Origin of the sequence: Chenggangzhangella methanolivorans, from assembly GCF_019797865.1 — a bacterium.
Classification (GTDB): Bacteria; Pseudomonadota; Alphaproteobacteria; order Rhizobiales; family Methylopilaceae; genus Methylopila; species Methylopila methanolivorans.
On record NZ_CP081869.1, the window covers coordinates 2,353,644 to 2,379,129 of the forward strand.

Here is a 25,486-nt window from a genome sequence, read left to right on the forward strand (position 1 = left end):
CTTTGATGCGCGACCTCATGGGCATGATGGCCAAGGCCAAGGAGCTCCAGCAGAAGATGCAGGAGGCCCAGAGCGAGCTCGACCAGGTGGTGGTCGAGGGCTCGTCCGGCGGCGGCCTCGTGACCGTCAGGCTGACGGCCAAGGGACAGCTCGTCGGGATCAAGCTCGATCCGAGCCTGCTGAAGCCCGACGAGGCCGAGATCGTCGAGGACCTGATCGTGGCCGCCCACACCGAAGCCCGCAACAAGGCCGAGGCCGCGATGCAGGAGAAGATGCAGGGGCTGACCGCGGGTCTCCCGATCCCTCCCGGCATGAAGCTGTTCTGACGATCGGCTAGAGAGAGCCCTTCATCGATCGACTGCGTGCTTCGAGACGCCCGCTCGCGCGGGCTCCTCAGCATGAGGGCCGTTAGAGTTCTGCAGCGCCCCGACGTTCCTCATGCTGAGGAGCCTCGGCGAAAAGCCGGGGCGTCTCGAAGCACGCAATTCGCCGATGCAGGCTTCACACCGCCGCCGCGCCGCCCGCCACGAGCCACTGCGGGTCGAACCAGCGGTCGGCCTCGCCGTCGTAGGGCAGCCGGTTGATGTCCCAGTGGCGGATGAAGGGCGCGTAGACGCCCCAGGCCACCGGCCCGCCGCCCACATAGACGACGCGGTCGGAAAACTGCGCCAGCACCTGCGCGGGATCCATCGAGCGGCGGATCACGAACAGCGTCCGGTCGTGACGCGCGAACTCCGGGATCGCCGTGATCGTCTTCTCGCCCGCGATCAGCACATGGCCGCGGGTGATGTCGAAGAACCGCGCGACGTCGGCGATGAACTCCGGATGCTGCTCGCCTTCCCACGGCAGCACGCCGTTGAGCCCCATCTGGCCGCGCAGGCCAATGGCGCAGATCGAACGGACGTCGGGCATGGGAAGAGCTCCTGATGATGACGGCGCACCGCTAGCCTCGTCCACGCGCCTCGTCAAAGCGACGAGGGGCGTCATCCCGGCCGATCGTCTTTCAGAAAGAGGCGCCTTTCCAGGGTCGCGATCCCGGGTCCGCCTTGCGGCGGTCCGGGACGGCGCGTGTCCCCGACTTGCGATTCCCGCCCGCCTTGCGTATATCGACCTCACTCAATGACATCGTCGATCGGCTCGGTTGAGCCTTTCGAGGGTGGGTCCGGAAGGGCCCGCCCCAAACGCGCTTTACCCTTTGGAGCCGACCATCTCGGATCTCGTTGCAGCCGGCATCGCCGCCGACGTCGACAGCCCCCTGGACGAACCCCGCCTCGTGACAGAGAGCGGGGTCGACGCGCGCGTGGCCGCGATCGTCGGTCCGACGCTGATGGACCTCGGGTTCAGGCTCGTGCGCGTCAAATCGTCGGGCCGCGACGGCTACACGCTGCAGATCATGGCCGAGCGCGCCGACGGCACCTTCACGGTCGAGGACTGCGAGGTCGCCTCGAAGGCGATCTCCCCGGTGCTCGACGTCGAGGATCCGATCGACCGCGCCTACAATCTCGAGATGTCGTCGCCCGGCATCGACCGGCCGCTCGTGCGCGTCACGGATTTCGCCCGCTGGGCCGGCCACATCGCCAAGATCGAGATGGAGGCTCCGGTCGCGGGCCGGAAGCGCTTCAAGGGCGTGATCGAGGGCGCGGAGGGCGAGTTCGCCCTGTTCCGCCGCGACGACGCCAAGAAGGACGAGCCGGCGCGCGTGAAGCTGCCGATCCGCGACGTCGCGGAAGCCCGCCTCGTGCTCACCGACGAACTGATCCGAGAGGCGCTGCGCCGCGCGAAGGCCGCCGGCCGCGCGCCCGAGGATGCCGACGACGTCGCCGAAACGGACGACGCGCCGCAGAAGACCGACGGCCCCAAGGCCGACAAAGGACCCGAAAAGGGACGGAGATAACCGCAATGGTCAGCGCCAACCGGCTCGAGCTTCTGCAGATCGCCGAAGCCGTCGCCCGCGACAAGGTGATCGACAAGTCCATCGTGCTCGAAGCGATGGAGGACGCGATCCAGAAGGCCGCGAAATCGCGCTACGGCCAGGAGACCGAGATCCGCGCCGAGATCAACCCGAAGTCCGGCGAGATCCGCCTGTCGCGCCTGATGCTCGTCGTCGACGCGGTCGACAACGACAACATCGAGATTTCGGTCGACGACGCCCGCCGCAAGAACCCGGCGGCGCAGACCGGCGACTACATCGCCGAGACCCTGCCGCCCTTCGACTTCGGCCGCATCGCGGCGCAGTCGGCCAAGCAGGTGATCGTGCAGAAGGTCCGCGACGCCGAGCGCGACCGCCAGTACCAGGAGTACAAGGACCGCATCGGCGACATCGTCAACGGCCTCGTCAAGCGCGTCGAATACGGCAACGTCATCGTCGATCTTGGCCGCGGCGAGGCGATCGTGCGCCGCGACGAGCTGCTGCCGCGCGAGCTGTTCCGCGTCGGCGACCGCGTCCGCGCCTATGTGTACGACGTGCGCCGCGAGCCGCGCGGGCCGCAGATCTTCCTTTCGCGCACCCATCCGCAGTTCATGGCCAAGCTCTTCGGCCAGGAAGTGCCGGAGATCTATGACGGCGTGATCGAGATCAAGGCGGTGGCCCGCGACCCGGGCTCGCGCGCCAAGATCGCGGTGATCTCGCGCGACGGCTCGATCGATCCGGTCGGCGCCTGCGTCGGCATGCGCGGCTCGCGCGTCCAGGCCGTGGTGCAGGAGCTCCAGGGCGAGAAGATCGACATCATCCCGTGGAACCTCGACGCCGCGACCTTCATCGTGAACGCGCTGCAGCCGGCGCAGGTCGTCAAGGTCGTGCTCGACGAGGACTCCGAGAAGATCGAGGTGGTGGTTCCCGACGACCAGCTCTCGCTCGCCATCGGCCGCCGCGGCCAGAACGTGCGTCTGGCCTCGCAGCTCACCGGCTGGGACATCGACATCCTGACCGAGGCCGAGGAGAGCGAGCGCCGCCAGAAGGAGTTCGTCTCCCGCTCGCAGCTCTTCATGGACGCGCTCGACGTCGACGAGACGCTCGGCCAGCTGCTCGCGGCCGAGGGCTTCACCTCGATCGAGGATCTCGCTTATGTCGAGATCATGGAGCTCGCCTCGATCGAAGGTTTCGACGAGGACATGGCGGCGGAAGTGCAGAACCGCGCCGTCGACCATCTTGCCCGCATCGAGGCGGAGCACGACATGAAGCGTCGTGAGCTCGGCGTCGAGGACGAGCTCAAGGAGGTTCCCGGCGTCACCACCGCGATGCTGGTGGCCTTCGGCGAGAACGACATCAAGAACGTCGAGGACCTCGCGGGCTGCGCCACTGACGACCTCGTCGGCTGGATCGACCGCTCGGGTCCCGAGCCCCGCCGCGAGGCCGGCGCGCTCGACGGTTTCGAGGTCTCGCGCGACGAGGCCGAAAGCATGATCATGCAGGCGCGCCTCAAGGCGGGCTGGATCACCGAGGCCGATCTCGCTCCTGCTCCTGCGCCCGCGCCGGAAGGCGAAGAAGCGGAGGCCGAGGCGGCGCAGGCGTGATGCGTGGCCGCGGGGCAGCCGATGGAGGACGAGGACCCGACTGCGGTCGAGGACGACGCGCCGGCTCGGCCCGCCGGGCCTGAGAAGGACGACCGCAGGGCGCCCGAGCGCACCTGCGTGGCGACCCGGGAGGTCAAGGCGGTCGGCGAGCTTATCCGCTTCGTCCGGGCGCCGGACGGAACGGTGGTCCCCGACCTGAAGCGAGAGCTTCCCGGCCGGGGCGTGTGGGTGACGGCGTCGCGAGAGGCCGTTCGCCTCGCGGTGAAGAAGAAGGCCTTTTCGCGCGGCTTCAAGGAGCCCGCGACCGTCGATCCCGCGATCGACGAGCAGGTGGCCGGGCTGATCGGGCGCTCCGCGCTCGGGCTGCTCGGCTTTGCGAACAAGGCGGGGCTCGTGATCACGGGCTTCGCCAAAGTCGAGGCGGCGCTCTCGAAAGAGAACGTCGTCGCGTTGATCGAGGCGAGCGAGGCCAGCGAAGACGGCGTTCGCAAGCTCGGACAGGTTTTGAGGCGGCTCGGCATGTCTTCGGACACGCCGGTCGTGCGGCTGTTCCAGGGTCCGCAATTGGACTTGGCGTTGGGGCGGTCGAATGTGGTACATGCAGCGCTGCTCGCAGGCCCCGTCAGCGCCGCCTTTCTCGCGCGATGCGACGCATATGCGCGCTATCTAGGCATGAACGATGGGCTTGGCCCGGCGTGACGCACGCCCGGCCGTCGAACTGAGGTTCGGGCGGGAGCCCGTAAGAACGGACAGGGCATGACGGATACGAAGACTACCGGCGACAAGACTTTGACGGCTTCCCCCAAGACGCTGACGCTGAAGGGTCGGACGGAGTCCGGCCTGGTGAAGCAGAGCTTCAGCCATGGGCGGACGAACGCCGTGGTCGTCGAAAAGGTGAAGCGGCGCGTGCTGTCCCCGGGCGAAAAGCCGGCGGGCCAGGCGAGCGCGCCCGCGCCCCAGCCGCAGGCCCCCGCGGCGCCCCCCGCTCCGGCCGCGCCGAAGCCCGCGCCCCAGCGGCCGTCGAGCCCCGGCGTCGTGCTGCGCACGCTGACGAACAACGAGGTGGGCGCCCGCGCCCAGGCGCTTGCAGGCGCCAAGGCGGTCGAGGCCGAAGCCGAGCGCAAGCGCGCCGAGGCCGACGCCCGCGCGCGGATCATCCGCGAGGCCAACGAAGAGCGCGAGCGTCTCCAGGCCGAAGCCCGCAAGCGCGAGGAAGACGCTCGCCGCGCGGCCGACGAGGAAGCCAAGCGCCGCGCGGAGGTCGAGGCCTCCCGTCGCCTTGGCGAGGAGACCGCCCCCGCCGAGGCGGCCGCAGCCCCCGCCGCTCCGGAGCGGCCCCGCGACCGCCAGCGCGACGCCGCGCCGAGGCCTGCCGCGCCGGCCCGCCCGACCGAGACCCAGGTGTTCCGCCACACCGACAACGCCCGTCCGGCGCGCCCCGGCGACCGGCCTTCGGGCCCGGCCGGCGCCCGTCCGCCGCGTCCCGCCGGCGCGCCCGCCGGTCCCGGCGGCGGTTTCCGCCGTCCTGCGACCACGCCCGAGAGCGAAGAGCCGATGCGCGCCGTGCGCCGGCCCGGCGGCGGTGCCTCGCGCCCCTCGACGCCCGCCAAGCCCGAGCAGCGCGCTCCGGCCCGCGCCGCCGCGGGCGCTCCCAAGGAGCGCACGCGCCTCACCATCACGGCCGCGACCGGCGGCGCGGAGGAGCGCACCCGCTCGGTCGCGTCCTACCGCCGCCGCGTGCAGCGCATGTCCGGCAAGGGCCATCAGGAGCCCAAGGAGAAGCTGATCCGCGAAGTGGTGGTGCCTGAGACGATCACCGTTCAGGAACTGGCGAACCGCATGTCGGAGCGCGCGGTCGACGTCGTGCGCCTGCTGATGAAGCAGGGCGTCATGAAGAAGATCAACGAGCTGATCGACGCCGACACAGCCCAGCTGATCGCCGAGGAGCTCGGCCACACGGTTCGCCGCGTGGCCGAGTCCGACGTCGAGGAAGGCCTGTTCGACGCCCCCGACGCCGAGGGCGCGCAGACCTCGCGTCCGCCGGTCGTCACCATCATGGGCCATGTCGACCACGGCAAGACGTCGCTGCTCGACGCCATCCGCCACACCAAGGTGGTGAAGGGCGAGGCCGGCGGCATCACGCAGCACATCGGCGCCTATCAGGTGACCTCGCCGCTCGGCGGCCTGATCACCTTCATCGACACGCCGGGCCACGCGGCCTTCACGGCGATGCGCCAGCGCGGCGCGAAGTCGACCGACATCGTGGTGCTGGTGGTCGCGGCCGACGACGGCGTCATGCCGCAGACGGCCGAGGCCGTGAACCACGCCCGCGCCGCCGGCGTGCCGATCATCGTGGCGATCAACAAGATCGACAAGGAAGACGCCAACCCGCAGCGCGTGCGCACCGACCTGCTCCAGTACGAGATCCAGGTCGAGTCGCTCGGCGGCGAGACGCTCGAGGTCGAGGTGTCGGCCAAGACCGGCGACGGCCTCGACAAGCTGCTCGAGGTCATCCAGCTGCAGGCCGAAATCCTCGATCTCAAGGCCAACGCCGACCGCACCGCGGAAGGCACCGTGATCGAGGCCAAGCTCGACCGCGGCCGCGGCCCGGTGGCGACCGTCCTCGTGCAGCGCGGCACGCTCAAGCAGAGCGACATCGTGGTCGCTGGCTCCGAATGGGGCCGGGTCCGGATGCTGGTCGACGACAAGGGCGGCACGGTTCCCGAGGCGCTGCCCTCGACGCCGGTCGAGATCCTCGGCTTCAACGGCGCGCCGGAGGCGGGCGACCGCTTCGCCGTGGTCGAGAACGAGGCCCGCGCCCGCGAGATCGCCGACTATCGCCAGCGCCAGAAGCGCGAGCAGGCGGCGGCGCGCGCCACGGTGCGCGTGTCCGGCCTCGAGGAGATGATGTCGCAGATCAAGACGGCGGGCCGCAAGGAGCTGCCGCTCGTGATCAAGGGCGACGTCCAGGGCTCGGTCGAGGCGATCGTCCAGTCGCTCGAGAAGGTCGGAAACGACGAGGTCGGCGTCCGCATCCTGCTCTCCGGCGCAGGCGGCATCACCGAGAGCGACGTGATCCTGGCCGCGGCCTCGAAGGCGGCCGTGATCGGCTTCAACGTCCGCGCGCTGAAGGAGGCGCGCGACGCCGCCGACCGCACCGGCACCGAGATCCGCTACTACAACATCATCTACGACCTCGTGGACGACATTAAGTCGACCATGTCGGGGATGCTGTCGCCGGAGCGGCGCGAGGAGTTCCTCGGCAACGCCAAGATCCTCGAGATCTTCTCGGTTTCGAAGGTCGGCAAGATCGCCGGCTGTCTCGTCACCGACGGCGTGGTGCAGAAGGGCGCGGGCGTCCGTCTCATCCGCGACAACGTCGTCATCCACGAGGGCAAGCTCGCGACGCTCAAGCGCTTCAAGGAAGACGCGCCGGAGATCCGCGCCGGCACCGAGTGCGGCATGTCGTTCGAGAACTACCAGGACATGCGCGCCGGCGACGTCATCGAGTGCTACCGCGTCACGGAAGTGAAGCGGACGCTCTGAGGCGCCCGCTTGCTCGCTGCGGAAAGCGACTGCGTCCTTCGAGACGGCCCTGTCGGGCCTCCTCAGGATGAGGACCGTTGAGGAACCAGACTCCTCCCTCATGCTGAGGAGCGGCCGTCAGGCCGCGTCTCGAAGCACGCGCTTCTTTTCCGCCGCTCTTGATTGAACCATCCGCTCGGTCCCGGTCCGATCCCGGTCCCGACGGCTCAGCCCCGATGGGCGGCCGCGAAGGCGAAGAAGGACGCTGATGATCTCCCTCGCCGGGCCGTTCGGCCCGTTCCTTTCCGCGCCTCGGCCAGGCGCCCGATCGCGCGTCGGCGCGGTCGCCGCGGCGGCCGTAGCGCTGACGCTTGCGAACAGCCCCGCATCCGCCGAGGTCTGCGACAAGATCGAGGAGGCGCGCGCCGGGTGGCTCGCTTTCGTCGCGCTGATGGCGACCGTCGCGTTCCTGGCGGCGAGCGCCTTCCGCAAGCTCTGGCCCGCGCTGCTCGCGGCCGGGCTGATGTTTTTCCTCGCGCGGCCGCCGATCTCTACGAACTCGCGATCGGCCACCCGGTCGAGACCGCCGCCTGGGCCGAGGGCTGCGGCCGCACCGCGGTCGCGCTCGATCTTCTGGCCGGCTGCGGCCTCCTGCTGCTCGGCGCGCTCGGCCTGCGGGTCGCCGCCAGGCGCGCGGCCGACCCATCCGCCTCAAAACGCTCACGGACCTAAAGAGACGCCATGTCCCGCAATTCCGGGTCGAAAGCCCCGTCCCAACGCATGCTCCGCGTCGGCGAACTCGTCCGCCATGCGCTCGCCGACGTCCTCCAGCGCGCGGCGAGGTCATGGACCCCGTGCTCGAGACCCACGTGATCACCGTGCCGGAGGTCCGCATGACCCCGGACCTCAAGCTCGCGACGGCTTACGTCATGCCGCTCGGCGGCAAGGACAGCGACAAGGTGCTGAAGGCGCTTGAAGCCAACCGCAAGCAGCTGCGGATGATGGTGGTGAAGCGTCTCGAGCTGAAGTCCGCGCCCGATCTGCGCTTCCGCATCGACGACTCGTTCGAACCGCGGCGCCCATATCGACGAGCTGTTGCGCTCGCCCGAAGTCGCCCGCGATCTCGCAGGCGACGACGACGGGGACGGGGAGACGCAGCGTTGAGCCGCCTCTCCGATCTGGCGCGACGCAAGGGCCCCTTCTCCCGCTTGCGGGAGAAGGTAGGGATGAGGGGGGACGGCGGCGCCCTGTTGAAATGGCCCTCACCCTTACCCTCCCCCGCACGCGGGAGAGGGGAGCGGCCAACGTCGCGCTCATTCTCGAAAGGGCCGCCCATGTCGCGCCGTAAAAAAGGCCTCGACATCTCCGGCTGGCTGATCCTCGACAAGCCCGTCGGGTCACGTCCACGCATGCGGTGTCGAAGGCGCGCTGGCTCTATCAGGCCAAGAAGGCCGGCCACGCCGGCACGCTCGATCCGCTCGCCTCCGGCATCCTGCCGATCGCCTTCGGCGAGGCGACCAAGACTGTGCCCTTCGTCATGGACGGCGAGAAGGAATACCGCTTCGAGGTGCTCTGGGGCGTCGAGACCGATTCCGACGACGCCGAAGGCGCGCCCGTCGCAATCTCGGAGAACCGCCCCGCCCGCGAGGCCATCGAGGCGGCGCTGCCGGCCTTTATCGGGTCGATCAGCCAGACGCCGCCGAAATTCTCCGCTCTCAAGATCAATGGCGAGCGCGCCTACGACCTCGCGCGCGACGGAGAGGAGGTCGTGCTCGAGCCGCGAACGGTCGAGATCACGCGGCTCGAGCTCGTCGACATGCCCTCGGCCGACCGCGCCGTGTTCGAATGCGAGTGCGGCAAGGGCACCTATGTGCGCGCCATCGCGCGCGACCTCGGCCGTGCGCTCGACACCCGCGCGCATGTCGTCGCGCTCCGCCGGACGGCGGTCGGCGCGTTCACCGAAGACGACGGGTGACTCTGGAGGAGCTCGAACGCTTGCGGGCGGAGCCTTCCACGTCTAAAGACATCGTCCAAGCTCTCCTTCCTGTCGAGACGGCGCTGGACGACATCCCGGCGCTCGCCGTCGACAGGGCGGAAGCCGCCCGGCTTCTCAACGGACAGCCGGTGCTCCTGCGCGGACGGGACGCCCCGATGCATCGGGGTCCGGTCTCCGTGACGACCGACGGCGCGTTGATCGCGCTCGGCGAGATCGATCGCGGCGAGCTTCATCCCCGACGCATTTTCCATCTCGATCGGCCTTGAGCCGGTCGGGCCCAAAAATCCGATCGAACGAGAGAGACGATGTCGATCACCCGGAACGTAAAAAAGAACTCGTCAGCCAGTACGCCGTCAAAGAGGGCGACACCGGCTCCCCCGAAGTGCAGGTCGCGATCCTCACGGAGCGCATCACCAACCTCACGCAGCACTTCAAGTCGCACGCCAAGGACAACCACTCGCGCCGCGGCCTGCTGAAGCTCGTCAGCCAGCGTCGTTCGCTGCTCGACTACGTCAGCGCAACGACCAGGCGCGATACCAGACCCTGATCGAGCGTCTCGGCATCCGCCGCTGACGCTTTGAACGGCGGCCCAAGGGCCGCCGTTTTCCGCTTTCGCGGCGGCGCGTTTCGCGCCGCGCGCACTGCCCATGAAGGACGCCGGCGCAATGGGGCGGCGGCGTCGAACCAGATGAAGGGACCCGGGACGCCATCGGGCCCGAACGTCATGGGGCAGGATCGCAGGGCGCTGTCGTCGGACGTCTCGTCCGACCCTCACAACAGCGCCCCGCCGTCTTGCCCGTGGCGTCAAGCGTAAAGCCCGACGGCATCCTTCGGTCCCTTAGACCGCAAGGACAAAGACGTATGTTTGAAATTCATCGCGAAACCATCGAATGGGCCGGCCGCACGCTGACCTTCGAAACCGGCCACGTCGCCCGTCAGGCCGACGGCGCCGTGCTCGTCACCTATGGCGACACCACCGTGCTCGGCGCGGTCGTCTCGCAGCGCCAGCCCAAGGCCGGCATCGACTTCTTCCCGCTCACGGTGAACTACACCGAGAAGTACTACGCCGCCGGCCGCATACCGGGCGGCTACTTCAAGCGCGAGCGCGGCCCCACCGAGAAGGACACGCTGACCTCGCGCCTGATCGACCGGCCGATCCGTCCGCTGTTCGCCGACGGCTACAAGAACGACACCCAGGTCACGCTGACCGTCCTCTCCTATGACCTCGAGAACGATCCCGACATCGTCGGCATGATCGCGGCCTCGGCGGCGCTGACGCTGTCGGCGTGCCCTTCATGGGCCCGATCGGCGGCGCGCGCGTCGGCTACATCGACGGCGACTACGTGCTGAACCCCGTGGCCGACCGGATGCCGTCCTCCGACCTCGACCTCGTGGTCGCGGGCACGCAGGACGCGGTGCTGATGGTCGAGTCGGAAGCCAAGGAGCTCTCCGAAGAGGCCATGCTGCTCGGCGCCGTGATGTTCGGCCACAAGGGCTTCCAGCCGGTGATCGACGCGATCATCCGCCTGGCCGAAAAGGCCGCCAAGGAGCCGCGCGAGCACACCCCGGCCGACACCTCGGAGCTCGAGGAGAAGCTGAAGGCCCTGGTCGAGGACGACCTGCGCGCCGCCTACAAGATCAAGAAGAAGCAGGACCGCCAGGACGCGGTCTCCGTCGCCAAGAAGAAGGCGCTCGAGGCGCTTTCCGGCGAGGGCGTCGAGAACCCGGTCGACCCGCAGAAGCTCGGCGGCGTGTTCAAGGAGCTCGAGGCCAAGATCGTCCGCTGGGGCATCCTCGACGACAAGATCCGCATCGACGGCCGCGACCTCTCGACCGTCCGCCGATCCTCCCCGAGGTCGGCGTCCTGCCGCGCACCCACGGCTCGGCGATCTTCACCCGCGGCGAGACGCAGGCGCTGGTCGTCGCGACGCTCGGCACCGGCGAGGACGAGCAGTTCATCGACGCGCTCGGCGGCACCTACAAGGAGCGCTTCCTGCTCCATTACAACTTCCCGCCCTACTCCGTGGGCGAGACCGGCCGCATGGGCGCTCCGGGCCGTCGTGAAGTCGGCCACGGCAAGCTCGCCTGGCGCGCCGTCCACCCGATGCTGCCGAAGGCGGACGAGTTCCCCTACACGATCCGCATCGTGTCGGAGATCACCGAGTCCAACGGCTCCTCGTCGATGGCGTCGGTCTGCGGCGCCTCGCTTGCGGCCATGGACGCGGGCGTCCCGCTGAAGCGTCCGGTGGCGGGCATCGCCATGGGCCTGATCCTGGAAGGCGAGAAGTTCGCCGTGCTCTCCGACATCCTCGGCGACGAGGACCATCTCGGCGACATGGACTTCAAGGTCGCGGGCACCGAGGAAGGCGTCACCGCCCTCCAGATGGACATCAAGATCGCCGGCATCACCGAGGAGATCATGAAGGTCGCCCTCGCGCAGGCGAAGGGACGGCCGCATCCACATCCTCGGCGAGATGGCGAAGGCGATCTCGGCCGGCCGCACCGAGCTCGGCGAATACGCGCCGCGCATCGAGGTCATCAAGATCCCGACCGACAAGATCCGCGAAGTGATCGGCACCGGCGGCAAGGTCATCCGCGAGATCGTGGAGAAGACCGGCGCCAAGGTGAACGTCGAGGACGACGGCACGGTCAAGGTCGCCTCCAGCGACGGCCAAGGCGATCACCGCCGCGCTCAACTGGATCAAGTCGATCGCCTCAGACCCGGAAGTCGGCGTCGTCTATGACGGCACCGTCGTGAAGGTCGTCGAGTTCGGCGCCTTCGTGAACTTCTTCGGCGCCAAGGACGGCCTCGTGCACGTCTCCCAGATCTCCCAGGAGCGCGTCGCCAAGGTCTCGGACGTCCTCAAGGAGGGCGACAAGGTCAAGGTGAAGCTCATGGGCTTCGACGATCGCGGCAAGACGCGCCTGTCGATGAAGGTCGTCGACCAGACCACCGGCGAGGACATCGCGGGCTCCGAGCAGCCGGGCGATGCGTCCGAGGGCGGCGAGGAGCGCAGCAGCGGCGGCCGTCGCGAGCGCGGCCCGCGCCGCAAGCGCGAAGAAGCGGCCGAGTGATCCTCAGCGCCCGTTTCGACGGCTGAACAAAATCGAGAAGGCGGCCCCTGGGGCCGCCTTCTTTCGTTTCGGGCGGCGAGGGCGGCTCCGCAGCGCGCGCCTACGCCTCGGCCGCTGAAGCGTCACGATTTCACGTCGACCCGCCGCGTCATGCCCGAGCTTTGCTCGGGTATCCACGACTTCGGCGTCGCGCTCCGCGTTCCCAGAAAGTCGTGGATGCCCGGCTGCCGCCGGGCATGACGTCGGCGATCGGTTTTCGCTCTACGGCCCGACCGTGACCGTCAGGCCGAGCCGGTAGGCGCCCGTCTCCGCGTCCCACCCGAAGTCGGCCCCCGACCCGTTGGCGAAGCGCGCCGCATAGGCCGGGTCGCCCGCAAGCGAGGCCGCGGCGTCCGGCAGCGCCGCGGACAGGTCGTAGACGCCGGCCGGCGCGTCGGCCGGCACGGTCAAGGCGAAGCGGAAGCCCTTGGGCGAGGCCTTTTCGGGCTCGACAGAGCGGATGTCGCCCGACGTCTCGGCCTCGAAGCTCCGACCGCTGTCGCGATGGGTCGCCACCAGCTTGAAGGGGCGCGGGTTGGAGATCCGCGCCCAGCCGTCGTTCGCGACGCGCAGCCGCGCCTCGACGAGCTCGCCGGGCCTCGCCCGGTCGCCCGCCTCGGCCTCCTTCAGCATGAGGCGGTAGCCGAGCGAGCGGCTGACCTCGTCGTAGCAGCCGCCCTCCTTCCAGGCCTTGATGAATTTCGGGCTGTATTCGCCGTTGAGCGCGCTCACATGGAAGCGCGCGCCTTCGGCCCGGATGTCGTCGCAGGTCAGCCGCTCGGACTTCGAGCCGACATTGCAGGTCTCGCCGCTGAAGAACGTCGCGCGGCTGAGCTTGGCCACGTAGTCGCGCTGGGCCTCGCGCTGCTTCCTGTTCGACGCGTAGGTGCCGACGTCGGTGTTGGACGACATGAAGCAGTCGTTGTGGACGCCGAGCGTCGCGAGCTTGCCGGGCCGCGGCGGCTCCGGCGACCAGTCGATCACGTCGGCCGGATAGCGCCACTGCAGCATCCGCCCCTCGGGAAGCGCGGCGAGCAGCGCGTCGCGGATCGCCGCCTTGTTCTTCGGCGAGGTGAGCTTGTTGGACGAGGTGTGCCCCTCGCCCCAGGCGCCGATGAACCCGGCCTGCATCACTGCGACGACGTCCGCGTTCCTGGCGAGCGCAGGCTTCAGCTGCTCGATATGGCCGAGCACCACGTCGAGCGGCGCGTCCTTGGCGTTCTGGTACTCGTGTTCGTCCTGCGGGTAGTTGTAGACGAAGCGCAGGATGATCTTGAGCTTGGCCTCGCGCGTGCGTTCGAAGGCGCGATCGAGCGAGGCGAGGAGCTCGTCCGACAGCGGCGTCTTGCGGAACTTGTCGAGCCGCACGACGCCGTAGGCGAGCGTCAGGCCCTTCGATCGGAGATAGCCGAGATCGCCCTTGGTGACCTTCGCGAAGTCGTCCGCCGCGAACGCCCAGAAGCCGCGCTCGGGATTGCGGATCTCGAGGTCGGAGGCCGGATAGGTCCGGCGCACGGTCTCGGCGGACACAGGCTGCGCGAGGCACGCGGCCCCGGCCAGAGCCGCAAGCCAGATCGAAGCACGTCCCATCGCCAGTCTCCTCCGGCTCTCGCCTTCGTGAAGCGGCCTCCCATGCTTCGCGAAAAAACGCCATTCACATGTCGGCTACGACTGACGGCGGCCGTCTTTCAGACGCGGGGCGCGGCGCGCGCCCGACGGAGACCCACACCGATGCGCTTCATGATCATCCGCAAGGCGACGCCGGAGAGCGAATCCGAGACCGACGCCGCCCCCTCGGCCGAGCTGATGGAGGCGATGGCGGCCTACAATCTCGAAATGATCAAGGCCGACGTCTTCCGCGGCGGCGACGGCCTCTGGCCGAGCGCCACGGGCTTCCGGGTCGCGATCTCGCGCGACGGCGCCAAGCCCATCGTGACCGACGGCCCCTTCGCCGAAACCAAGGAGCTGGTGGCCGGCTTCACCATGATCGAGGTCGCCTCGCGCGAGGAGGCGCTCGACTGGGCGCGGCGCTGGCCCAAGGAGGACGGGCCGGTCGAGCTCGAGATCCGGCGAGTCTACGAGTTCGAGGACTTTCAGACGTCGCCCGACGCCAAGCTCGAGACATGGAACGAGATGGAGGCCGCGTTCAAGACGCTCGACCCGAAGCGCTGACGCCTCGGCGGCGAAGCCCCATGGGCGCGGCCACGCGCCCTCTACCGCATCGCAGCGCGGACGCTAGGTTGGGCGGCGGGCGCCCAGTCGCGCGCCCGCCATCCCTCGCTGCACGGAGCCGTCCCGATGAGCCTCAAGGGCAAGACCGCCGTCGTCACCGGATCGACCAGCGGCATCGGCCTCGCGGTCGCGCGCGGCCTTGCGCGCGACGGCGCGAACGTCGTGCTGAACGGGTTCGGCAAGTCGCAGGACATCGAGGCGGCGCGTGAGGCGATCGAGCGCGAGTTCGGCGTCAGGGCGATCCATTCGCCGGCCGACATGACCAGGCCCGACGAGATCGACGCAATGGTCGCGCTCGCGGCCGAGACCTTCGGCTCGGTCGACGTTCTGGTGAACAACGCCGGCGTCCAGTTCGTCTCGCCGGTGGAGGAGTTCCCGCGCGAGAAGTGGGACCTGATCATCGCCATCAACCTGTCGTCGGCGTTCCACGCGATGAAGGCCGCTATCCCCCACATGAAGAAGGCCGGCTGGGGCCGCATCATCCAGACGGCCTCGGCGCATTCGATCGTCGCCTCGCCGTTCAAGTCGGCCTATGTGGCGGCCAAGCACGGGATCGTCGGCCTCAGCAAGGCGGCGGCGCTGGAGCTCGCCAAGGACAAGATCACGGTCAACTGCATCTCGCCCGGCTATGTCTGGACGCCGCTCGTCGAGGCGCAGATCCCCGACACGATGAAGGCCCGCGGCCTCACGAAGGAGCAGGTCATGAACGACGTGCTGCTCGCCGCGCAGCCCACCAAGGAGTTCGTGACCGTCGAGCAGGTCGCCGCGCTCGCCGCCTTCCTCTGCTCGGACGCCGCAAGCCAGGTCACCGGCGCGAACTTCTCCATGGACGGCGGCTGGACGGCGCAGTGAGCCGCGCTCACGCCAAGCTGACAGGAAGCTGACGCGCCGCGTCAGCTTCCGCTCGGGCGCCCTCATTTACCTTCCGCGAGGCTTCGCCTTCGGAAGGACACCGCCATGCGCGCCCGCGCCGCCTCCAAGCTTCTCATCCTCGCGGCGTTCGGCGCCGCGCTCTCGACCGCGGCGAAGGCCGACGTCGAGGACCGGCTCTACGACTTCACCGACGCCTATTATTCGCAGAACGGCGTCGACCCCGCGCTGATCGACGGCCGCCGGCAGGTCGGCCCGCTCGCGGCCGAGACCAGGCCGAACTTCTCCTACCAGCGCCCGGTGCGCGCCTTGCTGACGCTGCCGGCCTACGACCACAGCGGCAACGTCGAGTTCTTCACCGTGCTGGGCGGCCTCAGCGACGGGGCCTTCACCAAGAACGCCGCCGGCCAGAAGGCCCGCCAGATCGCCGACGCCAGCCCCGAATACGTCTTTCCCCGCCAGGGCACGGATCCGCTCGGTCTTGGCGCGCTCCGCCAGTCGGTGCTGCTCGACATGCGCAACGGCTATTTCAGCAAGAACAAGCTCGGCCTCTGGCTCCATGTCTGGGTGAGCTACACGCCGAAGGCGCTGACGACGGCGTCCGGCAAGAAGGCGCTGTCCGACCTCGCGAAGAAGAACGGGACCGACCTCGACGGCACCCCGATCATCGCCTCGGTCGGCGACGTCGAGGACCTCTACAAGAAGGGCTACGTCACCAAGACCATGCGCCCGCTCGAGGACCCGCTGCGCTACGCGATCTGCCCGGTGATCAAGGATCCGACCGACGGCGGCGTCGCGCCCGACCAGTTTCTGGCGATCACCACCAAGGCCGACGGCAAGCCGCTGGAGCCGGAATTCCTCAAGGAGTTCCAGGAGCATCAGGCCGACAAGCCGAAGTGAGGCCGTGCTGCCCGGCGGAGCCGGGCATGACGGGGCGCTCGAACCACCGCCCTCGTCCCGGACTTGATCCGGGACCCAAACCGACGCGCGTTCCGGAGAGAATCCGGCGCGCGTCGTCATTGTTTGAAAACTCATCGGTTCTGGGTCCCGGATCAAGTCCGGGACGAGGGCGGCGGCGCTAAATAGCCGTCGCCCTCAACCTCAGCGCATTACCGATGACGCTCACCGACGACAGCGCCATCGCGGCGGCCGCGATCACCGGCGACAGCGTCAGGCCGAACGCCGGATAGAGGACGCCGGCCGCGATCGGCACGCCGGCGGCGTTGTAGAGAAACGCGAAGGCGAGGTTCTGGCGGATGTTCGCCATGACGGCCTTCGAAAGCTTGCGCGCCTTCACGATCCCGGCGAGGTCGCCGCCCGGAAGCGTGATCCCGGCGCTCTCGATCGCGACGTCGGCGCCGGTCCCCATCGCGATCCCGACATCGGCGGCGGCGAGCGCCGGCGCGTCGTTGACCCCATCGCCCGCGACCGCGACGACCCGGCCCTCGCGCTTCAACCGCACGACGGCCGCGTGCTTGTCCTCAGGCAGCGCCTCGGCCTCCACCTCGTCGATCCCGAGCCGTGCGGCCACCGCCTCCGCGGTCGCGCGCGCGTCGCCGGTCAGCATGACGATGCGCAAGCCCTGGGCCTTCAGCGCGCGGATCGCGTCCGCCGTCGTGGGCTTCAGCGGGTCGGATATTGCGAGGAGGCCCGCCGCCACACTCTCCACCGCGACGAACGCCACGGTCGCGCCGCCTGCGCGCAGCTCCCCGGCGCGCGCGTCGAGCCCCGCGACGTCGACGCCCAACGTCTTGAGAAATTTGGCGTTTCCGAGCGCGACCGACCGCCCCTCGACGCGGCCCGATACGCCTTTTCCGCTCGGCGCTTCGAAATTCTCGACGCCCGGGATCGCAAGTCCGCGCCCCTCTGCCGCCGCGACGACCGCCGCGCCGAGGGGATGCTCGGAGGGCCGCTCCACCGCGGCCGCAAGCCGTAGCAGCTCCGCCTCGCCGACCCCCTCGGCCGGGACGATCGCGGTCACGGAGGGCTTTCCTTGCGTCAGCGTCCCGGTCTTGTCGACCACGAGAACGTCAACCTTTTCAAGTCTTTCGAGCGCCTGCGCGTCGCGCGCCAGCACGCCGAGCCCCGCCCCCTTGCCAACCCCGACCATGATGGACATCGGGGTCGCGAGTCCGAGCGCGCAGGGGCACGCGATGATCAGCACCGCCACCGCCGCCACCAGCCCATGGGCGAACCTAGGTTCGGGTCCGAAGAGCCCCCAGGCCAAGAAAGCCAGGGCCGCGACCGCGACGACCGCGGGCACGAACCATCCCGCGACGGCGTCGGCGAGGCGCTGGATCGGCGCGCGGGTGCGCTGGGCGGTCGCGACCATCTGGACGATGCGCGACAGCGTCGTCTCGGCGCCGACCCTCTGGGCCTTCACCACCAGAGCGCCCGACTGGTTGACCGTGCCGCCCGTCACCGGATCGCCTGCATCCTTGGCGACCGGCGCGGGCTCGCCGGTGACGAGCGACTCGTCGATCAGCGAACGCCCCTCGGTCACCAGGCCGTCCACCGCCACCTTCTCTCCGGGTCGCACGCGGAACAGGTCGCCGACCTTGAGGTCGTCGATCGAGACCTCCTCGTCCGAGCCGTCGGCCTTGAGGCGTCGCGCGGTCTTGGGCGCCAGCCCCATCAACGCGCGGATGGCCCCGGCCGTCTGGTCGCGGGCGCGCAGCTCCAGCACCTGACCGAGCAGCACCAGCACGGTGATGACGGACGCTGCTTCAAAGTAGACCGCGACGGTCCCGTCGGGGCCCCGGAAGGTCTCGGGGAAGAGGCCGGGAGCCAGAACCGCCACGACGCTGTAGGCGTAGGCGACGCCGACGCCGATCGCGATCAGCGTGAACATGTTGAGGTTTCTGGTCACGATCGACGCCCAGCCGCGCTGGAAGAACGGCCAGCCGGCCCAGAGCGCCACCGGCGTGGCGAGCGCGAACTGGATCCATGTCGACCACGCGGGCGGGATGAGATGATGGAGCGCGGGGATCAGATGCCCGCCCATCTCCAGCAGGAACACCGGCGCGGCCAGCGCGAGGCCGATCCAGAACCGCCGCGTCATGTCGGCGAGTTCGTGGTTGGGCCCGGCCTCGGCCGAGAAGACCTCGGGTTCGAGCGCCATGCCGCATTTCGGGCAGGCGCCCGGTCCGACCTGCCGGACTTCCGGGTCCATCGGGCAGACATAGATCGTCCCGGCGGGGGCCTCGGGCTGCTTCCGCGCCTCTTTGGGCGCAAGGTACTTGTCGGGGTCGGCCTCGAACTTCGTCTTGCAGCCGTTGCAGCAGAAATACCGCGTCTCGCCCTTGTGCTCGAAGCTGTGGCGCGCGCCCTCGATCGTGACGCTCATGCCGCAGACCGGGTCGACGGCCTTTTCGGGCGCGGCCCCGTGGCCGCCGCCGCAGCATCCGCCGCCATGGGAATGGGCGTGGCCGCCATGGCCGTGATGCGCGTGATAGAACATCGGACCTCCGGGATACCTGCAAGGGGTATTGCACCGCTTTCTATATACCCCTCATGGGTATCTGATCAAGCGAGCTTCATGACGCGTTTCTCAATGGCTTTTCGCCGCCGACGCGCCAGAATGCCAGAACCATGATCGCCCGCCTCCTCCTCCTCGCGCTGCTGCTGCTCGCGCCGCTTCCCGCCGCCGCCAAGGAGTTCGTCGACTCCGCCGGCAGACGGGTCGAGATCCCCGAGAAGCCGAAGCGTGTGTTCCCTGCCGGCCCCCCGGCCGCCGTCGCGCTCTATGCGGTCGCGCCGGACCTGATGGCGGGCTGGGTGCGCGCGCCGAGCGAAGCCGAGAAGCCCTATCTCCTGCCTGCGGTGCGCGAGCTGAAGGCCTATGGCCGCATCGCCGGGCGCGGCGGCACGGCCAACATCGAAGCGGTGCTGGCCGCCAAGCCCGACCTCATCATCGACGTCGGCTCGGTCGACCAGACCTACGCCTCGCTCGCCGATCGGGTGCAGAAGCAGACCGGCATCCCCTACATCCTGATCGACGGCGCGTTCGACCAGTCGGCGACCGCGCTGCGGACGCTCGGCACGGTGCTGGACCGCGAGACCCGCGCCATCGAGCTCTCGGCCTACGCCTCCGAGACGCTCGAGTCCCTGTCGCTCGCCGTCGCGCAGATCGTCCCCTCGGATCGCCCGCGCGTGTTCTACGCGCGCGGCCCCGATGGGCTCGAGACCGCGCCCAAAGGCTCGATCACGGTCGAGACGCTGGACGCGGTCGGGGCCAACAATGTCGTGGAGGGCGGTCAGGGCCTGTCGCGGGCGTCGCCCGAACAGGTGCTCGGCTGGAACCCGGACGTGATCGTGACGATCGACGCCAATTTCGCCGCGCGCGCAAAAAGCGATCCGGTGTGGTCGGGCGTGAAGGCGGTGCAGGACGGGCGGATCTACGCCGCGCCGTCGCTGCCCTTCGGCTGGCTCGACGCGCCGCCGGCGATCAATCGGCTGATCGGCGTGCGCTGGCTCGCGAAGTCGCTCTATGGCGACAAGATCCCGGGCGACCTCAGGGCCGAGACCAAGCGCTTCTACAAGCTGTTCTATGGCGTCGAGCTCGATGACGCTCGCCTCGACGCGCTGCTGGCCGGGGCGAGCGGGGCCAAGTGAGCGAGGCGCGGGCCACGGCGGCCGCAGCGGCGCGAACTCTCGGCCTCATCCGCTTCGCGCCCGCCGCCCTCCTGGTCGCGGTGGTGATCCTCGCGCTCTTCACCGGCAAATACGCCGCTTCGCCGGGCGACGTCCTCACCGTGCTCGCCACAAAACCCTTCGGGCTCGCCTCCGGCCTTCCGATCGCGACCGAGACCGCGATCTGGCAGGTGCGCCTGCCGCGGGTGCTGGCGGGGCTCGCCGTCGGCGCGGCGCTCGCGGCCGCCGGCGCGACCTATCAGGGACTGTTCCGCAATCCGCTGGTCTCCCCCGACATTCTGGGCGTCTCGGCCGGCGCGAGCCTCGGGGCCGCGCTCGGCATCTTTCTGTCGCTCAACGTGCTGGTGATCCAGACGCTCGCCTTCCTCGGCGGGCTCGGCGCGGTGGCGGCGGTCTATGCGGTGGGCTCGGCGATCCGCACGCGCGATCCCGTCCTCGTGCTGGTGCTGGCGGGCGTCGCGGTCGGGGCGCTGCTCGGATCGGCGCTCTCGCTCATCAAGATTCTCGCCGACCCGTACAACCAGCTCCCGGCCATCACCTATTGGCTGCTTGGGAGCCTCGCCTCTGTCACACGCGGCGACCTCGGTTCAGTCCTCCCCGCGATCCTGATCGGCCTCGCGCCGCTCGCGCTGCTGCGCTGGCGCATGAACCTGATGACGCTTGGGGAGGAGGAGGCGCAAGCGCTCGGCGTGGAGACGAGAGTGCTTCGCCCGCTCCTGATCGCGGCCGCGACCCTGATGACCGCCGCCGCGGTCTCGATCACGGGCGTCATCGGCTGGGTCGGCCTCATCGTGCCGCATGTCGCGCGGATGCTGGTCGGGCCGGACTTCTCAAAACTGCTGCCCGCCTCGCTGATGCTGGGCGGCGGCTTTCTGGTCGCGGTCGATCTCGTGGCCCGCTCGGTCGCCACCATCGAGGTTCCGCTCGGCGTGCTGACGGCGGCGCTCGGCGCGCCGTTCTTCCTGTGGCTGCTCGCGACCGCCAGGCGTGGCTGGTCATGAGCCTCGCGGCCGAAAAGCTCTCGACCGGCTATGGCGGCGCGCTCGTCGGCGAGAACATCGATCTCGAGCTCAAGGCCGGCGAGGCGCTCTGCCTGCTGGGTCCCAACGGCTGCGGCAAGACCACCCTGTTCAAGACGCTGCTCGGCCTTCTCCCGGCAAGGGCCGGCCGCGTGACGTTCGCCGGCGAGGACATGGCGGGCTGGCCGCGCAAAAAGCTCGCGCGCACAGTCGCCTATGTGCCGCAGGCGCACGCCGCCTTCTTTCCGTTTCTTGCCCGGGACGTCGTGCTGATGGGCCGGGCGGCGCGCGTCGGCCTGTTCGACCAGCCCGGCGAGGCGGACCGGGCGGCGGCCATCGCGGCGCTTGACAGCCTCGGGATCGGGCGCCTCGCGAAGCGCAGCTACACCGAGCTTTCGGGCGGCGAGCGACAGCTCGTCCTGATCGCCCGCGCTGGCGCAGGAGCCGCAGATCCTCGTCATGGACGAGCCGACCGCGAGCCTCGACCTCGGCAACGAGACGAAGGTGCTGCAGCAGGTTCGCGCGCTCAAGGGGCGGGGCCTGTCCGTGGTGCTTTCGACCCACGATCCCGACCACGCCTTCTTCGCCGCCGACCGCGTCGCGCTTATGGCCGATGGAGGAATCGTGGCGCTGGGCGCGCCCGAAGACGTCATCACGCCGACGAATCTGATGCGTCTTTACGGCGTCGCGGTTTCGGTGGTCTACGTCCCCGAACTCGGACGGCGCATCGTCGCGCCGTCGATGCGAAACGAAGGAACAGCCCCATGAAGATCAGCGCCCGCAACGTGCTCAAGGGCAAGGTCGTCGAAATCCAGAAGGGCGCGACGACGGCGCATGTGAAGCTCGACGTGAACGGCACGATCGTCACCTCCGCCATCACCAACGCGGCGGTCGACGAGCTGAAGCTCGAGGTCGGCCAGCAGGCCTACGCCGTGGTGAAGGCCTCCGACGTGATGATCGGGATCGACTGATCCGTCGGGCCAAGCGTCCTTGACGCGAGGCGGCGGGTCGACCGCCGCCTCGCGTCAAGGACGCGTTCACACCGCCGCGGCGAGCACGTCGTCCATCGTCACCTGCCCCTCGAACCCGTTGCAGAGGTTGAGGAGACGGGACAGGCGGAAGCGCGGATCGCCCGTCACCTCCTCGCCGAGCCAGTCCGGCGCGGCGAAACTCTGGGCCTCGTCCTTGAGCTCGACCTCGGCCAGCACGATGCCGGCGAGCGCGCCGCCGAAGACGTCGACCTCCCAGGTCAGCCCGGCGTAGGGCACGCTGTGGCGCGCCTTCTCGATGAGGCAGCCGGTGCAGACGTTGCGCAGCATGGCCTCGGCGTCGACCCGCGGGATCTCGTATTCGAACTCCGGACGCGCGATGCCGCCGCTGCGCACGCCCTTCACCGTCAGCCACGCCCGGTCCTGCTCAAGGCGCACGCGCGCCTTGCCGCGCGCGGCCTGACCGATCAGCCCGTCGGTGAGGCGGCGCACGCCGGTCGCGGCCGCGCGCCAGCCGTCATTGGCGACCAGAAACTTCCGTTCGATCTCAAACCGCATGCGTCACGTCGCACGCCCCGCGCCCGCCCAGGCGGCGCCGTTTGAAGCGCGTCTTCGTCATCGATGCTCCTTCCGAACCGATACGCGGACTGCGACGCCCGCGCCTCTTCCAAATCTTCGCCGGGCAAGTCTGCGCCTGGCGGGCCGAGCTATCTCGCCGCCGGGCCGAACGGGTCAAGGGCCGCGCCCATCAGTTCTCCGGGACATTAGAGCGGCGATCACGCCGCGTCGCCGAACCCGCCCCCGCGTTTCCGCATCCACGGATTTGCGATAACGTTTGAGTTAACGACCCGCCGCCTGTCGGCGGCGTGGAACGAGTGAGCGAGTTGATCGGAATGGCAGGGCATATGGGAGAGTCGACGAAGTCGAAGCGCGCAGAAATCGGCGACGACGAACGCGACATCATTCCACGCGATTTCCGCTTCGACATCCCCGGAAACGCCACGCGCAACTGGTTCGCGGGCGACATCGCCAAGACGTCGATGATCGACGCGATGTCGATCTTCCTGCCGGAGGGCGAACGGTTCTTCATCCGCTCGCTGAAGCACTATTCCGGCAAGTTGAAGGACAAGGCGCTCTCGAAGGAGATCAACGGCTACGCGGTGCAGGAGGCGTTCCACACGCGCGAGCACGAAGACTATAACCGCGCCATCGCCTCGCTCGGCTACGACGTGGCCGAGATGGAGCGCCCCATCGGCCAGGCGCTCGGCCTGCTCAAGAACCCGCTCTATCGGCTGGCGGCGACCTGCGCGATCGAGCATCTGACGGCGTCGTTCTCGTCCGCGCTGCTGCGCCGGCCCCACCTCATGGACGGCGCGCACCCGGCCTATCGGCGTCTCTGGATGTGGCACGCGCTCGAGGAGCTGGAGCACAAGGCCGTGGCGCTCGACGTCCTGAACGCCGCGACGAAGGACATTTCGAGCTTCAAGCGCTACTGGCTCCGGGTCTGGGCCATGAACGCCGTGCTCGCGCCCTTCCTGCTCATCTTCCTGCGCAACGTGCGGATTTACGTGCGCGCCGACGGGGTCAAGCCCGGCTTCCGCTTCTGGGCGAAGTTCTTCTGGGCGAACTTCGGCAAGCCCGGCCTCCTGCGCCACACGGCGGCGCCGCTTCTGCGCTACTACACGCCGTGGTTCGACCCGCGAAACGGCGACGACTCCAAGCTCATCGCCAGGGGACGGGAGTGGCTCGACCGCGAGTTCCGGCCTGTCGCGCGCAGCCGAGCGGAGCCGCCGTCCGGCGCCGTCGCGGCGGCGGGCTGAGCGACGCGACATTGGCGAGCCGCGTCTTCACCCATGTCCTGCGCCTGATCGAGCGCGACGCCTTTCCGCGGACCCGCAAATGGGCCTGGCGCGGGCTCTACGACACGCTGTCGCGCTTCTGGCGCGACGGCGACTGGCGCTTCATGAACTACGGCTACGCGCCCGAGACGCCGTTTGCGCTCAATCCCGAGGACGAGCCCGAGCGCGTCTTCATCGGGCTCTACCATCAGGCCGTCGACGGGCTCCCGATCGCGGGCGCGCGCGTGCTCGAGATCGGCTCCGGCCGCGGCGGCGGGGCGCGCTACGTCGCGCGCTACTTCGCGCCGGCCTCGGTCGTCGGGCTCGATTATTCGCCGGCCACGGTCGCCCGCGCGGAACGTCTCAACGCCGACACGCCGGGCCTGACCTTCCGGCAGGGCGACGCCGAGCGCCTGCCCTTTCCGGACGGCTCCTTCGACATCGTGGTCAACATCGAATCATCGCACTGCTACGCCGACGTGCCGGCCTTCGCGCGCGAGGCCGCGCGGGTGCTCGCGCCCGGCGGCTGGTTCACCTTCGCGGACATGCGCGCGAAATCGATGGCGGCCGATCTCGACCAGAAGCTCGCCGCGTCCGGGCTCGAACAGGTGTTTGCGAAGAACATCTCGGCCGGCGTCGTCCGGGCGCTCGACGCGGCGGAGGCGCGCAAGCGCGCCAACATGATCAAGCTGCCGGTGGCGCGCCGCTTCATGACCGAGTTCTCGGGCGCGCAGGGCTCGATTCTTTACAAGGAGCTGAAGAAGGGCGGCGTGGTCTATCTCGCCCGCCGCTTCCGCAAGGCAGGCTGAAGCAGACGCCCGTCGCGGCTGGCGCGCGTCGCTTGCAGACTTGGCGATTTCAGACGGAGGTTCGGGAGGCTGGTGGAGCCGAGGGGATTCGAACCCCTGACCTCTGCAGTGCGATTGCAGCGCTCTCCCAACTGAGCTACGGCCCCGCGTCCGAAGGCGCGCCATTTAGGTGGCGGGCCCCACCCCTGTCAAGGCGCGACAGACGCTTCGCTGCGACGTCGCGGCGGCCATGCGCAAAGCGTGGCGCGAAGGCCTCTCCGCGACGCCGTCCGCGCCGACCTCGTGACCGCGGGCCGCCTTGCCGCGCTGCGCCGCGGTCGCTAAATCACGGGAGACCCCGCGGCCGCCTCCCGGCCGCGCCCTAGCCGGACATGAAGGACTGCGCCAGGAATGAAAGCGATCCTCGACGTCATCCTGCTCGCGCTCAACCTCTATGTCTGGATCCTGATCGTCTCGGCGATCCTGTCCTGGCTCATCGCCTTCAACGTCGTGAACACCCGCAACCAGGTGGTGGCCACGATCTGGGACTTCCTCTACCGGATCACCGAGCCGGTGCTGCGCCCGATCCGCAACGTGCTGCCCAATATGGGCGGCATCGACCTGTCGCCGATCGTGGTGCTGCTGCTGATCTTCCTGATCCAGCGCGTGATCGTGCTCTACCTCTATCCGAACGTGTTCTGAGCGGAACGAGCGGCGCACGTCAGAGCGCTGGAGCCGACGCCCGTCATCCCGGGCTTGACCCGGGATCCGGACGCGCCGGCCGCGCAGAGATTTTTTGAAAGGTCGTGTTCCTGGATCCCGGCTCCTCGGCCGGGATGACGGCCGAGGCTGCGCCGGCTCACGGCCGCCATGCCCCCGTTCGCCCGAAAGCTCGCGGTCGAGGTAATGCGCGGCCGAGATCAGCGCGAGATGGGTCAGCGCCTGCGGG

The 25,486-nt window shown here is 69.2% G+C and carries 19 protein-coding genes, 1 tRNA gene and 5 pseudogenes; 20 read left to right on the forward strand and 5 right to left on the reverse strand.

Going from position 1 to position 25,486, the window contains the following annotated elements; genetic code table 11:
• Positions 1 to 5: 5 nt before the first annotated feature.
• Positions 6 to 326, forward strand: a complete 321-nt coding sequence (locus K6K41_RS12325; protein ID WP_261405276.1) for a YbaB/EbfC family nucleoid-associated protein — start codon at positions 6 to 8, stop codon at positions 324 to 326.
• A gap of 175 nt (positions 327 to 501) precedes the next feature.
• On the opposite strand, the gene K6K41_RS12330 is transcribed toward K6K41_RS12325, so the two are convergent.
• The gene (locus K6K41_RS12330) at positions 502 to 912 is read right to left on the reverse strand and encodes a diacylglycerol kinase (RefSeq protein ID WP_261405277.1); all 411 of its coding nucleotides are present in this window, start codon (positions 910 to 912) and stop codon (positions 502 to 504) included.
• Between the two features lie 283 nt (positions 913 to 1,195).
• Here K6K41_RS12330 and rimP point away from each other — a divergent pair, with 283 nt between their 5' ends.
• The 9 genes and pseudogenes from rimP to pnp all read left to right on the forward strand — a co-directional run bounded on the left by rimP (position 1,196) and on the right by pnp (position 12,109).
• The gene (rimP, locus tag K6K41_RS12335) at positions 1,196 to 1,894 is read left to right on the forward strand and encodes a ribosome maturation factor RimP (protein ID WP_261405278.1); all 699 of its coding nucleotides are present in this window, start codon (positions 1,196 to 1,198) and stop codon (positions 1,892 to 1,894) included.
• A 5-nt stretch (positions 1,895 to 1,899) separates the two neighbouring features.
• Entirely contained in the window at positions 1,900 to 3,513 is a 1,614-nt protein-coding gene (gene nusA / locus K6K41_RS12340; RefSeq protein ID WP_261405279.1) for a transcription termination factor NusA, read from the forward strand.
• Between the two features lie 3 nt (positions 3,514 to 3,516).
• Complete coding sequence (locus tag K6K41_RS12345; protein ID WP_261405280.1) at positions 3,517 to 4,212, forward strand: RNA-binding protein; 696 nt, start codon at positions 3,517 to 3,519, stop codon at positions 4,210 to 4,212.
• Between the two features lie 57 nt (positions 4,213 to 4,269).
• Positions 4,270 to 7,059, forward strand: coding sequence for a translation initiation factor IF-2 (gene infB / locus K6K41_RS12350; RefSeq protein WP_261405281.1), 2,790 nt, complete (start codon positions 4,270 to 4,272; stop codon positions 7,057 to 7,059).
• Positions 7,060 to 7,467: 408 nt separating this feature from the next.
• Entirely contained in the window at positions 7,468 to 7,770 is a 303-nt protein-coding gene (locus tag K6K41_RS12355) for a hypothetical protein (protein WP_261405282.1), read from the forward strand.
• Positions 7,771 to 7,779: 9 nt separating this feature from the next.
• Positions 7,780 to 8,202 (forward strand): annotated as a pseudogene (gene rbfA / locus K6K41_RS12360) (30S ribosome-binding factor RbfA).
• A 170-nt stretch (positions 8,203 to 8,372) separates the two neighbouring features.
• Positions 8,373 to 9,300 (forward strand): annotated as a pseudogene (gene truB / locus K6K41_RS12365) (tRNA pseudouridine(55) synthase TruB).
• Between the two features lie 17 nt (positions 9,301 to 9,317).
• Positions 9,318 to 9,607: pseudogene (gene rpsO, locus K6K41_RS12370) on the forward strand (30S ribosomal protein S15).
• Between the two features lie 288 nt (positions 9,608 to 9,895).
• Positions 9,896 to 12,109, forward strand: a pseudogene (pnp, locus tag K6K41_RS12375) (polyribonucleotide nucleotidyltransferase).
• A gap of 261 nt (positions 12,110 to 12,370) precedes the next feature.
• Here pnp and K6K41_RS12380 read toward each other — a convergent pair.
• Positions 12,371 to 13,738, reverse strand: coding sequence for a DUF4832 domain-containing protein (locus K6K41_RS12380; RefSeq protein WP_261405283.1), 1,368 nt, complete (start codon positions 13,736 to 13,738; stop codon positions 12,371 to 12,373).
• Between the two features lie 141 nt (positions 13,739 to 13,879).
• On the opposite strand from K6K41_RS12380, the gene K6K41_RS12385 reads away from it, so the two are divergent.
• The 3 genes from K6K41_RS12385 to K6K41_RS12395 all read left to right on the forward strand — a co-directional run bounded on the left by K6K41_RS12385 (position 13,880) and on the right by K6K41_RS12395 (position 16,150).
• A complete protein-coding gene (locus K6K41_RS12385; protein ID WP_261405284.1) occupies positions 13,880 to 14,320 on the forward strand; it encodes a YciI family protein in 441 nt (146 codons plus the stop codon).
• 126 nt (positions 14,321 to 14,446) lie between these two features.
• A complete protein-coding gene (locus K6K41_RS12390) occupies positions 14,447 to 15,232 on the forward strand; it encodes a 3-hydroxybutyrate dehydrogenase (RefSeq protein WP_261405285.1) in 786 nt (261 codons plus the stop codon).
• A 105-nt stretch (positions 15,233 to 15,337) separates the two neighbouring features.
• Complete coding sequence (locus tag K6K41_RS12395; RefSeq protein ID WP_261405286.1) at positions 15,338 to 16,150, forward strand: hypothetical protein; 813 nt, start codon at positions 15,338 to 15,340, stop codon at positions 16,148 to 16,150.
• A gap of 178 nt (positions 16,151 to 16,328) precedes the next feature.
• On the opposite strand, the gene K6K41_RS12400 is transcribed toward K6K41_RS12395, so the two are convergent.
• Positions 16,329 to 18,710, reverse strand: coding sequence for a heavy metal translocating P-type ATPase (locus K6K41_RS12400; protein WP_315855186.1), 2,382 nt, complete (start codon positions 18,708 to 18,710; stop codon positions 16,329 to 16,331).
• Between the two features lie 131 nt (positions 18,711 to 18,841).
• Between K6K41_RS12400 and K6K41_RS12405 the strand changes: the two genes are divergently transcribed.
• The 4 genes and pseudogenes from K6K41_RS12405 to K6K41_RS12420 all read left to right on the forward strand — a co-directional run bounded on the left by K6K41_RS12405 (position 18,842) and on the right by K6K41_RS12420 (position 21,893).
• Entirely contained in the window at positions 18,842 to 19,864 is a 1,023-nt protein-coding gene (locus tag K6K41_RS12405) for an iron ABC transporter substrate-binding protein (protein WP_261405287.1), read from the forward strand.
• Positions 19,861 to 20,904 (forward strand): FecCD family ABC transporter permease, encoded by a 1,044-nt coding sequence (locus K6K41_RS12410; protein ID WP_261405288.1) that lies wholly within the window; start codon positions 19,861 to 19,863, stop codon positions 20,902 to 20,904. Before K6K41_RS12405 ends, K6K41_RS12410 begins: the two co-directional genes overlap by 4 nt.
• Positions 20,901 to 21,690, forward strand: a pseudogene (locus K6K41_RS12415) (ABC transporter ATP-binding protein). The gene K6K41_RS12410 and the pseudogene K6K41_RS12415 overlap by 4 nt, the downstream one beginning before the upstream one ends.
• On the forward strand, positions 21,687 to 21,893 hold the full coding sequence (locus K6K41_RS12420; RefSeq protein WP_261405289.1) for a TOBE domain-containing protein: 207 nt from the start codon (positions 21,687 to 21,689) through the stop codon (positions 21,891 to 21,893). The pseudogene K6K41_RS12415 and the gene K6K41_RS12420 overlap by 4 nt, the downstream one beginning before the upstream one ends.
• Before the next feature lie 66 nt (positions 21,894 to 21,959).
• Here the strand turns inward: K6K41_RS12420 and K6K41_RS12425 are convergent, their stop codons facing one another.
• On the reverse strand, positions 21,960 to 22,469 hold the full coding sequence (locus K6K41_RS12425; protein ID WP_261405290.1) for a CYTH domain-containing protein: 510 nt from the start codon (positions 22,467 to 22,469) through the stop codon (positions 21,960 to 21,962).
• 317 nt (positions 22,470 to 22,786) lie between these two features.
• On the opposite strand from K6K41_RS12425, the gene K6K41_RS12430 reads away from it, so the two are divergent.
• Positions 22,787 to 23,731, forward strand: coding sequence for a metal-dependent hydrolase (locus K6K41_RS12430; RefSeq protein WP_261405291.1), 945 nt, complete (start codon positions 22,787 to 22,789; stop codon positions 23,729 to 23,731).
• An 11-nt stretch (positions 23,732 to 23,742) separates the two neighbouring features.
• The gene (locus K6K41_RS12435; protein ID WP_261405292.1) at positions 23,743 to 24,558 is read left to right on the forward strand and encodes a class I SAM-dependent methyltransferase; all 816 of its coding nucleotides are present in this window, start codon (positions 23,743 to 23,745) and stop codon (positions 24,556 to 24,558) included.
• Positions 24,559 to 24,628: 70 nt separating this feature from the next.
• Here K6K41_RS12435 and K6K41_RS12440 read toward each other — a convergent pair.
• A tRNA-Ala gene (locus K6K41_RS12440) sits at positions 24,629 to 24,704 on the reverse strand.
• 244 nt (positions 24,705 to 24,948) lie between these two features.
• Here K6K41_RS12440 and K6K41_RS12445 point away from each other — a divergent pair.
• Positions 24,949 to 25,239 (forward strand): YggT family protein, encoded by a 291-nt coding sequence (locus K6K41_RS12445; RefSeq protein ID WP_261405721.1) that lies wholly within the window; start codon positions 24,949 to 24,951, stop codon positions 25,237 to 25,239.
• The last annotated feature ends 247 nt before the right edge of the window (positions 25,240 to 25,486 follow it).